Raw genomic sequence first — 13,594 nt, 5'->3', positions numbered from 1 at the left:
CAATCACCCCATGATGGGCTGGCAGTTTTTTGATGAGTAAGTTATTCACCGCTAGAGCTAAGGCGACAACCAGTGCTGCGACGACAAAGCCGTTGGCCTCACCAGGGTTAACGATAACGAGCACGCCAATCAAGCCAAGCACTGATGTGACAATCGCCAAACCCGAAGCTTTTTCGCCAAAAAACAACACTGCCAAAAACACCGTTAGCAGCGGCGCCGCATAAAACACCGCGTTCGCCGTTGCTAGAGGAAGTGTGGTCAACGAAATGACCATAAATAACGAGCTAATGAACCAGACATGTGAACGCACCATGTGCCAACGCATTTCGCGCGGGCGTAGTGATTTTTTCATTAGCAACATGACCGGAATGAGCACGATAAGACCGCTGATCTGGCGCATTAACGCAAACTGAAACGGTGCGTCGTAGCTGCCTAACATTTTAATCAGGGAATCAGAGAGAATAGCGACGTTATTGCCAAAGACCAGCATCATCACAGCTTGAATAAGTGAACGATCCATTGCTACCTCCCGCTTGCTACAACCGCATCTGTATCGTGCGCGAGATTTTACTTTGACTTACTCATTACCTAAAATGATATTTATTTCCCGTTATATGAGAAAAGTTGATACCAAATGACCGTTCCCTTTCGCGCCATCCACTATTTTTCTGAAGTCGCTCGACTTGGTAGCTTCTCGCAAGCATCAGAGCGCCTTTTTGTTACGCAAAGTGCGGTCAGTCATCAAATTAAATTACTCGAAGAATATTTAGGGCACCCGCTTTTCATTCGGCGCGGCCGGCAGTTGCTGCTCACCGCAGTTGGTAAGAGTTTTTACGATAAGATTCACTCTGCTATCGATACCATTCAGCTGGCAACCAAAGGCATTAAAACCGGTACCGACGGCAAACTCCGCCTTGCTCTCTTTGGCTCACTTGCGGTGAAATGGCTGATTCCAGCAATTGATGAGTTTCGTCAACGTTTTCCAAACGTCGACTTATCCTTGCAAATTTTGATCCGCGACGGCGATTTCGACACTCGCCAGGCCGATTGCTTTATTACCACCAAACCACCGCGCAGTGGCTTTATCCGTTGGCACTTATATGACGAAACCTTAACCCCTTACTGTGCGCCAACCCTCTGGCACAAATTACGCGGTATTGAAGATCCCGTAGAACTGGCTAAGTACCCATTACTGTCGGCCGCATCAGCCTTTGAAAACTATCAACCAGGACGGGATTGGCAAGTGTGGTTTGAGAAGGCCGGCTGTAAAATGCCTGAGGATGTCAAAATTCACCACTTCAGCCATTTGCTCCTCGCTGCAGAAGCGGCTAAGTATGGCCAAGGTATAGCTCTCTTGAACGAGTTTATGACCACCGCGCGGGAGCGTGAGAACGAACTGTTTGAATTGCCAATGCAAAGCATTCGCACGGAAGACAGTTTTTACTTGGTCTACCCAGAAGCTTATGCCACCAACCCCTCACATGAAGCGCTCACCGACTGGTTGATGAGCCTCTGTAAGGGGCACCGTCTGGGTTAATCAAGCTCAAATGGGGACCGGACGTAAAATCGGTTGTTGTAAGCTGATCAAGGTTTCGGTTGCTTGAATTTCTTCAATGGACTGAATTTCATCAATCAATAAACGCTGCAAATCATCAATCGACTTCACCATCACTTTAATAAAAATACTGTATTGGCCGGTCGTATAATGCGCTTCGACAACCTCAGGCAGAGCTTCGAGACGCGCTAGCGTTGCCGGGTAATCACCTGCTCGCGCCAAATTAATACCGATGAAGCAACACACGCCATACCCCAGTTTCTTCGGATCAACATGCACATGGGTACCGACGATGTAACCGGCCTGACGGAGCTTCTCGACCCGCACATGGATGGTTGCAGGGCTCACTTTTTGCTGTTTTGCAATCTCCGCGTACGAGGTCCGCGCATTATCTTGCAGCGTTTGTAGAATACTTTTATCTAAATTGTCGATCATCTAAACCTCTTACCCGAAACCCAGGTGTAAATTAGATAGAATCTAATAAATTCGCAGATGATTAAAAAACAACCACCCGCATAGGGCTTTTATCCTACAACCTATTGAATAAATTGTCACCGGTAGTGGATGATGCATAAAACCAAACACAACAGGAGTTTTTTGCACATGTTACAGTCACCACTAGCTTTACAATCAAACATCGCCGCCCTGAAACACAGCGTTACAAAAGCATTGTGCGAAAACTTGAATTTGATTCACATCCAAGCCCCGCTGATTGTCGCTGCCGACAGCGGCATGCAAGATACGCTGAGCGGCACAGAAAATGCGGTGACTGTTCACGTGAAAGCGGAGCAAAAAGATTACGAAGTCGTCCATTCACTCGCCAAATGGAAACGCGCCGTCCTAGGGCGCTATCAATTACCCATTGGAGCCGGGATTGTCACCCACATGCTTGCCCTTCGTCCTGACGAGGAGCGCCTTAGCGAACGTCACTCGGTACAGGTGGATCAGTGGGACTGGGAGCAAGTGCTCGACGAAGACACACGTTCACTGGCCACCCTCAAACAAAGGGTCACCGACATCTATACGGCACTGCGACAGGCCGCGTATGACGTTGAGTTATGGCACGCAAGTTACGCTGAGCAAGTGTACTTCATTCACAGTGAAGAGCTACGCGCAATGTATCCACGTTTAACCGCTAAACAGCGCGAGCGTGAAATCACCAAAATGCACAAAGCGGTTTTTATCATCGGCATCGGGGGCCAACTCACTGATGGCTCAAAGCACGATGCCCGTGCCGCCGACTACGACGATTGGAGCACGCCAAACGACGCTGGGTTTTATGGCCTTAATGGTGATCTACTGGTCTGGCACGAAGCCATTGACGACGCACTAGAGCTCTCTTCAATGGGCATTCGTGTCACCCCAGCAGAGCTGCGTCAGCAACTTGAGCTCACCCAGCAAACGGCGTCGTTGCAACTACCATGGCATCAACAGTTAATGGCAGGTGAGTTACCGGCAACCATTGGCGGTGGGATTGGTCAATCGCGCGTCGCCATGTGGCTGTTACGACAAGATCATATTACCAAGGTGCAAGCCCCATCAATCTAGCTAACCTGCTGTTTGGCAAGGGATAACACTCCCTTGCCAAGAAAACCTCTCGCAATACTTGCAAATGAGAATAGTTCGCATTACGATCCATCCCGAACACTCATTCTAAGTTTCGGGAGCGCAACTCATGCGAAAAATGTGGCAACTCAATGCCGTGGCGAGCAGTTTACTTCTCTTATCCGCGTGCGGTGGATCGGACTCTTCAGAGCCCACGACTGAAGTTATACAAGGCCAACTCAACGAAGACGCCCAGTGGCAGCAGCAAGTGACCTTCACCGGCACCCCTATCGTCATTACTTCGCCGCAACACGGTCAAGTAAGCCTTGGCGCGGCACTGATCACCTACACGCCTGATGCGAATTATTTTGGCAGTGACACGATACTCATTGAGGCTGGCAACACCCGTTACTCTGTACAGCTCGACATTGCGCCAGTCAATGATGCACCGACCTTGGTCGCCTCAACCATAACAGTCAGTGCTGGGGAACGTATTGAAGGCCAACTCAACGCTGCAGACGTCGACGGCGATGCGGTCACTTTTAGCTTGGTTGAAGCGCCCGCAGAGGGGCAATTTTCACTCCATAGTGACGGCCGTTTTTCGTTAGCGTTTATCGACTTAACATTGCCTAACCAGAGCTTCATCGTGGCCTTGAATGATGGTCATGTAACGGTCGAAAAGACCGTAAACTTAACCCCTGCTTATGCCACCAATGCCGACAAATCAGCCTATTACTATCACTCCCACCATTCCCACTTAAAACAAGCAGAACAACGCATCGCCAATTTAGATGATGCGATTCAAACAGCACCCGCATATATCGCCCTTGTCGAGGGCTATGCGCGCGCATCCATTGAACCACAAGTGCAGCGAATTTTAGATGAACAGCTCACCGGACAAGCAAATCGCGCCTACGCTTTTGCCGAACTCGCGTATGCTTACGATGAAACTCAGCAGCCGGAAAAAGCCCGTGCAGCACGATTAAAAGCGCTTGATTATTACAGTAGTTATGTCGCCGACAACGGCGTCGAAAATATCTCCAGTTCAGATGCGGACTTTTTCTTAAGCTTGGCCGACGATCAAAAAAACGTACAGGATTTTGATGGTGCAGCAAGCACCCGTCGACAAATTGAAGCCTACCTCAGCAAAATAGGAGGCGCCGAACAGCCGTATTCCACTCCCTTAGGAAAACTGCTCACGGCGTACCGAGATCTCGTCGATGAGCAAATTGACGTATATCACGCATCCTATCTCGAGAGCGATCGGGAGCGCGCTGAGGCGGCAATTGACGACTTCGCCAATACCGTCAGTCAAATTGGTTACCAAACCGTTAAGTCAGGAGACTTTGCAGGACAAAGAGCCTATCGACTGGCGCCAATGTACACCGTCACTGCAACCGAGTATTACTTGTCGATCGGCCAACTAGACAAAGCCCGAGACCGACTGGCCGAAGCGCTGAGCTATTACGCTGACGTCACCTATGACAGTGCCTACCAACGTCCCGCTAAACCTTATGCAAGCGCCAGTCTTGGCGACTTTAACTACCCATTAACAACTGCTGCGGGACTGTTCGTTGCGCTCTACCCCAGCGTTACAGCAAGCAACAATCCGGCGATGGCCCTCATTCCGCCCGACGATAAGCTCTACTTTATGGCAGAGCGTTCCATTTCAGCGATGAGCGCACTTGCAGGGGTCCTCAATGGCGGTAGCATCGACGCAGCGATCGCCGCATTAACAAGCGATTACCAAGACGATCTTCGCGAGTTACAACAGCAGCTCACCGAGAGCGCTGCCTCGGCCAACCTCGGCGCACAACTTGCTTACCTCGGGGATTTCGATGGTGCAGATCGCGCCTACCAAGCTGGCCTTGAAGTGCTTACGTCCGCAGCCTACGCGGCAGAAAATGGCGGCGCGACCCTTTATATGACAGGATCGCGTGGTTGCTTAAAATTTGTCGCTTATTATCAAAAAAGCGCGGCACTTGCGGCATCTGATGCCGCGGCAAGCTGCGAGGCCATAGCCAGCGCGTCGTTTTCGCACGTCGATGGTGACGTTAGCAATCTTGACGTCGTCAACGCCCACCTCGATGCTGCTTACGCATGGCAATTGGCAGGGAACGCTCAGCAAGCTATTAAGGTTGCGCAACGTATCACTGGCAAACTCGATACATTATTTACCAGCACAGAGGCAAAACCACATGCCGAAGCCGCGCTCAGCTTTGCACTCTTATTCGCGCAAAGCCGCGACTACGATCGCGCCTTTGCGATGGTGCAACACGCCGTAGCGCAAAGCCAGCAGAGTTCAATTTCTCAATTAGACCGTATTGACATGTTGCAACACATCGCCTTGCATCTCTCCAACGCAGCCCGTATCGAATACGACTATAACCGTGCTTCGCTAGCGTTTTACTTACGTTCTCGGGATTACAACCACACCAAGTACGCAAGCTGGCTGGCGTTACTCAACAGCATCAGCGATGACGTCAGCATGCAACTGGTCGACACCATCCGACAGCTTTCTGCGGCGGATCAAATCGACCTGGCTGAAGCAACCACGCGCGCGCTAGCACGCCTTGGTAACACACAAAAGGCCGAGGAACTCGTGGCCGCACTGCCATTAGGTACGGCGGAATACAACGCTTTGCTGACCACGGTTTCGCAAATTCAAGCATATCAAGACGACTTCCCTACAAGTGCCATCGCCAGTGTCGATACCGATGACGATGGCCGCGCAAACTTTTTGGCGGTCAGTGCCACTCAGGAGCAACTCGACGCCAACGAGGTTGCCACCGATGATGATGCTGATAATGACGGAGTAGAAGATGCGATTGATCCAACCCCGTTGGGCTAGTCTCGCCGGTCTAACCGGTGCGCTGCTCGCCAGTGCACCGGTGTACGCCAAGACCGACGACGGTGCAGCCGCAACAACAACACAAGAGCAGTCCGAAAAAGCCAACATCACTCCCTTGGAGCGCATTGTGGTACAAGGGCAACGCTACGCACCTGAGAGCATTACCCTTAACGGTGAGTATCAGCTCTCTCGCGACTACCTTGATGGCCTCAATAAAGGCAACGGTAATATCACCGATATGCTGCTGAACTTACCTGGTATACAGGGCAGCGAAGCCGCCAATGCTGTTGACCTGCAGGCTGAGATTCGTGCACAACTGCTCTCTATTTCAGGTGCTCAACCGTGGCAAACAGGCTTTTACTTTGATGGGGTTAGCAACAACTCGCGCATCGATCCCGCCTCGAGCACCAGCTCAGTGGCTCAGGTAAATGACGTGCAAGGGCACCCGCAGGCAACCTTTATCAATGAGTTATTGGTCGATCACGTCACCGTGTACGACAGCAATGTTCCAGCGCGCTTTGGTGGTTTTACCGGAGGCGTCGTTGACGTACAACCGCGTCAACATAAACTCCGTAAACCTCGTCTCAAGCTGACCTATCGCGGCAGTGAGTCACGTTGGAACCACTATCGCTTGATTGACGAGCGTACCTACAATGATGAGACGCCGCCGCCAGCTGATGAAGAGCTCATAGAAACACCAGTGTTTAATAAGCGTAGCTTGGGCTTATCTGTCGGCACCCCAATCGGCGCCGACTATACTTTAGATATTGGCCTCAACCGCACCACCTCGACCATCACCGAGTGGTCACTGCTTCAGCCGGTCGCAACCGAACGTGAATCGATAAGTGGTCATATGCGCTTAAGTAGCTACGGCTGGGGGTTTGATCAAGTGCAACTAAGCGCAAGCTATGCCCCTTATGAAGGCCGTTACATTCTTACCGACATACGTGACTCCAACTTCGCCCTCGAAGGCGGTGGCTTTTCAAGCCAAGCGAAAGTCCTACAGCGTATCGCTAACATCGACCTCACTAGCAACTTCTCTTACAGCCGTTCCGACAACAGCCGCAGCGCGCCAGCACTGTTTCGACCATGGTCCCGAGCCCCCGGAAAACAATGGGGCCTGAACATCGGTGAAACCCCTCTTAGTATTGAGGGCGGTTACGGCGATATCGACAAAGAACAACACAATCTCAATTGGCAGACCAGTGCCAGCTTTGATTCGTGGCAATGGGGCAACGCCAGTCATCAGCTTGAGCTTGGCGTGGATGTTGCTTACCTTGAGGTAGCGCGAAACCGCCATGAAACCGCGGTCATCTATAACAGTCCGTACCGGGATGCTAACTTAGACTGCCGTGGGCAAAGTATCGACTGTATCGAGCAAAGTTACTTCATTTCGTTAGATGAACTGGCATTACAGCTAGGTGGCGTCATTGATCTCAGCAACCCAGTCCATTTGCAGGCCTATCAAGACAACCTTGAAAACCGTGGGCAGTTTTTTCGCTATCGCCGCATCTACCCACTAGAAAACATTAACGTTGAATTGCAAGAGTACAGCGCCTATGCCCAGCACACTATTGACTGGAACGCTGTTCGCCTGAATTTAGGGCTACGGGCTGACTATGACGACTTTCTAAAAAACCTCAATCTTGCGCCGCGCCTGCAACTTGGGCTCGATTATGGCGACAGCCTTTGGATCGTAGGTGCCAATCGGTACTACGGTACTAACGTGCTGACCTACAAAATTCGCGAACAGCAACGCGGCTACATTACGCAGTACCGCACCCTCGTTGGCAATCAGGTTCAGGACTGGACCACTTCGAGCTTAGCGCAAAACTACCGCTACCGTTTCGATGGTTTGAAAACGCCCTACGCCGATGAGGTAACGCTGGCGTGGAAGTATGCTTTAGCAGGTGGGGTCTTCAGTATCAAAGCTGTACAACGCTGGCAGCGTGACCAAATCACTCGAAAAAATACGGAAGATCAGGGCAGCTTCACCGAAATTTTTCAAGGTAACGAGGGCTCAGGTACGCATCAGCGTCTGACACTCTCCTACCAACATCAACTTGGTCGTCATGGTATTTGGTTGCACACCAGTTTTACTGAAAACGAGTCCTCTGCTGATTCCTATGACAACAGCATTGAATCGGTGCCAGAAGATGAGATCGTGTTTTTCCAAGATCGTAACGCAAACGGCGCCACCCGTTTTAGCTTAATGAGCCTAGATGATTTAACCCGTCGTCAAGCCGATTACAGCCGTCCACTCAGCGGCTCACTATCGCTCCGCAGCCAATGGCATCAACGCCTGTCCACACAATTGCAATTGAGCTATGTCGGCACTTATGAAAGCGCCGTATTCACGGGGGTGTATCGCGAAGCAGACCGTGGCGATGCGATCTGCGGCGACTGTGAACTCAACGCCTTGAACTACCCGGTTTACCGCGAAACTGAACGTCCCGCGCGGACGTTACTCAATGCCAATATTCACTACGATGTTCCGTTAAGTGCGACCCAACAGCTCAGCTTTAGTTTTGAAATTGATAACCTGCTCAACAGCCGTACCCATAGCGTAGCAGCAGGAACCGCTGGCCTTGAGACCGGGCGTTCGTTCTGGTTTGGAGTAAGCTATGACTGGCACTAAGTTTAAATTGACCTACATGGGCATTTTGGCACTGCCCCTCCTGTTTCATCTACTGCTGGTTGGTGGCGGAGCTCTCCTCTCCTCTGCTCCTCACTCCGCCGCTGCCAGCAGTGATGATCCTCTTTGGCACTGGTACCTCAAACCACAGCAGCAATGGCCAGAACGCGCGAGCGGAGCAACCGCTGATTTAGCGCCGCTCCCGGTACCACCGACTCAGGAACCTAACGCGGTCGCACTGGGCGAACGGCTGTTCCATGATCCAGCACTCTCTGGCGACGGCACCGTCAGTTGTTCGAGTTGCCACAATAGTAGTACCGCCTTTGCCGATCAACAGCGTGTGAGCCCAGGCGTCGAGGGACGTCAGGGCAAACGCAATGCACAGAGTTTACTTGATGTGCATTTGTGGCAACGCCTATTTTGGGACAATCGCGCCGGCTCACTTGAAGAACAGGCGCGCGGTCCTCTGGAAGATCCCAATGAAATGGACAGCTCAATTGCACACGCTGTCACCTATGTTCGCAGCAATTATGAGGGGTACGAACAGGTCGACTGGTGGACCTTGGCTGCAGCTTTAGCAGCGTATCAACGCACTTTAACTTTAGCGGGACAACCAAAGAATCGGCTCGACCAGTTCCTCCACGCCATTGCTGAACATGACTACGCAAACGCGCGCAAACGTCTTAGTACACAAGAGTTAGAAGGGCTACATCTATTTCGCACTAAAGCAGGCTGTTTGCGCTGTCACAATGGACCATTGCTCTCCGATCAACAGCTCCATGTCACGGGGCTACATTACTACGGCAGAACCTACGAGGACTTAGGTGCTTGGGAGCAGCAGCAACACATTGGCAACTTGGGAGCTTTCCGCACGCCGATGCTTCGCGACCTAATGGCCTCTCGCCCTTGGATGCACAACGGCTTGTTTAACAACATGAAGGGAATCATTAACTTTTACCGGCACGGCGGCGCACGCGTAACACCACCAAGCAGCCAGTTGCTACCGCAACCTTTCCCTGCAGTCAGTGATAAACTCGTGCCATTTGAGCTAACGCACGAAGAACAAGATGCCTTGTTGGCGTTTTTACAGATGCTTTAAGCGTCGTAACCGTTCGGATTGCGTTGTTGCCAGCGCCAAGTGTCTTGCAACATTTCCCGTAACCCACGTTGCGCGCGCCAATTGAGCACGCGTTCAGCGTAGCTGACATCGGCATAACACGCGGCAATGTCGCCAGCTCGACGAGCCACCACTTGATAAGGGACCGGCCGTTCAGCAACCTCTGCAAAGGCATTGACCATCTCCAATACCGAGTAGCCTTGTCCAGTACCAAGGTTCACCGTCAGTAACCCATTTTTACCCGTTTCGAGATGTTGTAGTGCAGCGACATGGCCACTGGCCAAATCCAGCACGTGGATATAATCGCGTACACCTGTCCCGTCGGGCGTTGGGTAGTCGTCACCGAAAATTTGCAACTGGGCCAGCTTACCGACGGCAACTTGGGCGATATAAGGCACCAAATTATTCGGCGTGCCACGGGGATCTTCGCCCAACATTCCCGATGGGTGCGCGCCAACCGGATTAAAATAGCGTAGCACCGCAATCGACCACTGCGGATCAGCCTGCGCCATATCCGCTAACATCCGCTCGACCAAATACTTCGATGTCCCATACGGGTTGGTGGTGCCACCAACGGGGCTCGACTCAACAATCGGCACCTGTTGCGGATCACCATATACGGTTGCTGATGACGAAAACACCAGTTGTTTAACGCCATGCTCGGCCATCACTTGGGCAAGCGTTAAGGTACCAGCCACGTTCGTCCGGTAATAACGCAGCGGCTCTGCCACGCTTTCGCCGACGGCTTTAAGACCCGCAAAGTGCAGCACAGCTTGAATTGGGAAGCGTTGAAAAACTTGCGTTAAGTGCGCGGCGTCACACACATCACCTTGAATAAAGGTCACTGCTCGCCCCGTTACCGCTTCAATCCGCGCGATACTCGTCGCCGAGCTATTACAGAGGTTGTCGTACACCACTACCTCGTAGCCCGCTTCGAGCAACGCGACGACCGTATGCGAACCAATGTAACCAGCACCACCTGTCACTAAGATCATGTTTCAACGCCTTTTACGCAAAGAGACCTGAAGTATATCAAGGTTTCTTAGCTTGCCGCAAAGCGGCAGTTTGGCGATGTTTTTCAAAAATCACAAAAATTACTGCTACACTCAACAAAAACATAATAACAACCGTGTACGGCATTATGGCGAAAAGCTATCAAGAACATTTTAACCAACGCGGCACAGCCTATGAACAGGCGATGCGCAGCTATCCCAATGCGCGCGCTGAAGAGTTTCAGCAAGTCATCACTGCGGCACAACTTAATAGCGGTATGACGGTTGCCGATGTCCCTGCGGGTGGGGGCTACTTGCGCCGTTATCTTCCTAACGACTGTCAGTGGCTTGGTCATGAGCCCTGCGCCAGCTTTACCCACCATCACACCAACGAGGCCTCTACCCAACCGCTACTGCCCCTACCATGGGCTACAGCACACATCGATGCTGCCATTAGTCTCGCTGGTGTCCACCATCTGGATGACAAGCTGCCGCTATTCCATGAGCTTTTTCGCGTGTTAAAGCCCGGTGCACGGCTGGTACTTTCTGATGTTGAAGAGCACTCTGCGGTGGCACGTTTTCTTGATGACTACATTGGGGCGCACAACAGCACCGGACACGAAGGCGTTTATTTGAATGCCGCAACCCTTACGCAATTAAAGAGCTGTGGTTTTCACATCATCAACCATCAGCATTGCGCGTTTCATTGGTGGTTTGACAGCACCAACGACATGGCACACTTTAGTCATAAACTATTCGATTTACGTACCGCCAACCTGCAACACCTTGAACAGGCGATTCATGACTACCTCGGACCACCCGCACTAACTACTCAGCAGGTTGGTATGCCTTGGGCACTCACTACCATAACGGCACTCAAACCATGACCGCGAAAAATTTCTCCCACTGGCTTAAAGCAACGCACAAAACCTCGATTCCGGGCTACCTTGACGGTCGACGACAACCCTCGCTAGAGCTTGGCATGGTGCTCTTACCGGCCTTAATCCAACACCTCGAAAACAGCGCCACACACACAAGAGCACAAGACTTTATGACCCATTGGCGCCGCATTTTAGCGGTCGCGACGCCGCAAGACGAAACCATTCATGATCCGGCAAGTTGGTTTAACGCGCTCGGCAACTGCTTCGACGCGTGCTTACACTTTTTGGGGTTTCGCTACCGTGATCCAGTACGCGTCATTCTGCCGCCACAATGGCCAAGCGACACCCCTGTACGCATCTGTTTGCCGGTGCCATTTATTCCCACGGGGATTGTGCTCGATTGTTGGCAGCTCGTACTGGCTGCTAACCTACAATGGCTGCAACAACCTCTCCCCGCTGAGTTACAACGTTTCGTGTTCACTAAATTAGAGAACCTGCGGCAACGCGTTCGCAGTCAAAGCGCACATCCGCTGTTTATTTCTGCAGCCCATGACCAGAACATGCCCATTATTCCAATCACGGCCAAAGCCCTGCAGTATGGCCACGGCCAACACGCACGTTGGTTTGAACATACCTTTACCGCTGCCACTCCCAACCTCTGCGTACGACTTGCACGCGATAAAGCAGCAACCACGCATCGCCTCCGCCAAGCTGGCTTGCCGACCACCGTCAACCAAGCCACAACCGAGGTGACACAGGCGCTGCGTTTTGCGGAACGGGTCGGTTATCCCGTCGTTGTTAAACCGTTAGGTAAAGACGGTGGTGCGGGCGTGCAAGCGAACCTGACTTCAGCGAAAATGTTACGTCAGGCGTATGCGGCGACCGCAGCTATCGACCCGCACGTCCTCGTAGAGCAACATGTCAAGGGTAAGGACTACCGCCTAACCGTGCTGGATGGTGAAGTGATTTGGGCAGTAGAACGTGTACCGGCAGGCGTCTATGGTGATGGAAAACAGACGATTTTGGCGCTCATTCAACAGGAAAACAGCACCCCAGAACGTCGTCCAGGCCCCACGCAAACGCTCAAACCTTTGCAACTGAATGACGCAGCTAAAAGCTGTTTGCAACAACAGCAACTGACGCCTCAAAGTGTTCCTGACAAAGGCCAATTTGTACGTTTAAGTAGTATCGCCAACATAGCCACCGGAGGACGACCGCAAGTGGTCAGCGAACAGGTTCATCCAGATAATCGTCAACTGGCTACACGTGCCGCCGCGGCGTTACGACTCGATCTAGCCGGCGTCGATTTACTGATCCCTGATATCAGCGTGTCATGGCGTGACTCTGGCGCCGCAATCTGTGAAGTCAACGCGCAGCCCGATCTCGGCTCGACCACTGCGGTCCACCTGTACGAGCACGTGCTGCGCGCCCGCGTCAACGGTAATGGCCGTATTCCTATCAGCCTAGTTGTTGGCGACGCGCATCATGACGCCTTAACCAAACAGCTGATGCAAGCCACCGTAGCACTCGGGCATACCGTTGGCCTTTGCAACGCCAATCAAGTCAGCCTGCATCGCGCAGAAAGGACGCCCGAAATCTTAGCGACGCAATGCCCCTTGTACCAAGCTGGACAACTGCTGCTCACCTCAGCCGAGGTGTCGGCCATGATTTGTCACTGTGATGCAAAGATGGCGATACCACATGGTCTTCCGATGGATCAGTATGCTACGCTCATCATAACGGAGAAAGTACCAGAGCCCCTAGCGACCACGCTTTTTAAAGGCGCACAACAACAGGTCATGGTTGACGCCGCACTCGCTGACTGGGCAACGACATATCGTAAGCTACTTAACAAAGATTGCAGGTATACCGAAGTGGCATTAGGAAAGGGTTGCACCCTGCCTTCCGTGGCAGTTCCATCCATGGGCAATACTCCATGATAGCGGTGCTAAAACGTTATGCTTAATGTTGTATCAAAAACTGATGCTAATTTACATCATTTCTTAACAACTTTAAAT

At 51.9% G+C, this 13,594-nt stretch carries 9 protein-coding genes and 1 pseudogene; 7 read left to right on the top strand and 3 right to left on the bottom strand.

Annotated elements, in window-relative coordinates:
• Positions 1 to 121: 121 nt before the first annotated feature.
• Positions 122 to 439, bottom strand: a pseudogene (locus G535_RS14390) (EamA family transporter); the annotation flags it as partial.
• 195 nt (positions 440 to 634) lie between these two features.
• Here G535_RS14390 and G535_RS0108605 point away from each other — a divergent pair.
• A complete protein-coding gene (locus G535_RS0108605; RefSeq protein WP_026861697.1) occupies positions 635 to 1,537 on the top strand; it encodes a LysR substrate-binding domain-containing protein in 903 nt (300 codons plus the stop codon).
• A 6-nt stretch (positions 1,538 to 1,543) separates the two neighbouring features.
• Here the strand turns inward: G535_RS0108605 and asnC are convergent, their stop codons facing one another.
• A complete protein-coding gene (gene asnC, locus G535_RS0108600; protein ID WP_026861696.1) occupies positions 1,544 to 1,990 on the bottom strand; it encodes a transcriptional regulator AsnC in 447 nt (148 codons plus the stop codon).
• Positions 1,991 to 2,158: 168 nt separating this feature from the next.
• On the opposite strand from asnC, the gene asnA reads away from it, so the two are divergent.
• From asnA to G535_RS13295, 4 genes are all read left to right on the top strand, one after another.
• Positions 2,159 to 3,103, top strand: a complete 945-nt coding sequence (gene asnA / locus G535_RS0108595) for an aspartate--ammonia ligase (RefSeq protein WP_026861695.1) — start codon at positions 2,159 to 2,161, stop codon at positions 3,101 to 3,103.
• Between the two features lie 127 nt (positions 3,104 to 3,230).
• On the top strand, positions 3,231 to 5,951 hold the full coding sequence (locus tag G535_RS0108590; RefSeq protein ID WP_026861694.1) for an Ig-like domain-containing protein: 2,721 nt from the start codon (positions 3,231 to 3,233) through the stop codon (positions 5,949 to 5,951).
• Positions 5,923 to 8,589, top strand: coding sequence for a porin family protein (locus G535_RS0108585; RefSeq protein WP_026861693.1), 2,667 nt, complete (start codon positions 5,923 to 5,925; stop codon positions 8,587 to 8,589). The genes G535_RS0108590 and G535_RS0108585 overlap by 29 nt, the downstream gene beginning before the upstream one ends.
• Positions 8,576 to 9,685: a cytochrome-c peroxidase gene (locus G535_RS13295; RefSeq protein ID WP_051207083.1), complete on the top strand. Its 1,110-nt coding sequence runs from the start codon at positions 8,576 to 8,578 to the stop codon at positions 9,683 to 9,685. The genes G535_RS0108585 and G535_RS13295 overlap by 14 nt, the downstream gene beginning before the upstream one ends.
• Here the strand turns inward: G535_RS13295 and galE are convergent.
• Positions 9,682 to 10,698 carry a UDP-glucose 4-epimerase GalE gene (gene galE / locus G535_RS0108575; RefSeq protein WP_026861692.1) on the bottom strand — a complete coding sequence of 339 codons (1,017 nt, stop codon included), beginning with the start codon at positions 10,696 to 10,698 and terminating at the stop codon, positions 9,682 to 9,684. The genes G535_RS13295 and galE overlap by 4 nt on opposite strands.
• 146 nt (positions 10,699 to 10,844) lie before the next feature.
• Between galE and G535_RS0108570 the strand changes: the two genes are divergently transcribed.
• Complete coding sequence (locus G535_RS0108570) at positions 10,845 to 11,582, top strand: class I SAM-dependent methyltransferase (protein WP_026861691.1); 738 nt, start codon at positions 10,845 to 10,847, stop codon at positions 11,580 to 11,582.
• Entirely contained in the window at positions 11,579 to 13,516 is a 1,938-nt protein-coding gene (locus G535_RS13900) for an ATP-binding protein (RefSeq protein WP_051207081.1), read from the top strand. Before G535_RS0108570 ends, G535_RS13900 begins: the two co-directional genes overlap by 4 nt.
• Positions 13,517 to 13,594 lie beyond the last annotated feature (78 nt).

This window comes from Pseudidiomarina sediminum DSM 21906 (genome assembly GCF_000423165.1).
GTDB lineage: Bacteria > Pseudomonadota > Gammaproteobacteria > Enterobacterales > Alteromonadaceae > Pseudidiomarina > Pseudidiomarina sediminum.
Note: the sequence above shows the minus strand (reverse complement) of the source record. Positions and strands in the feature narration are given on the sequence as shown.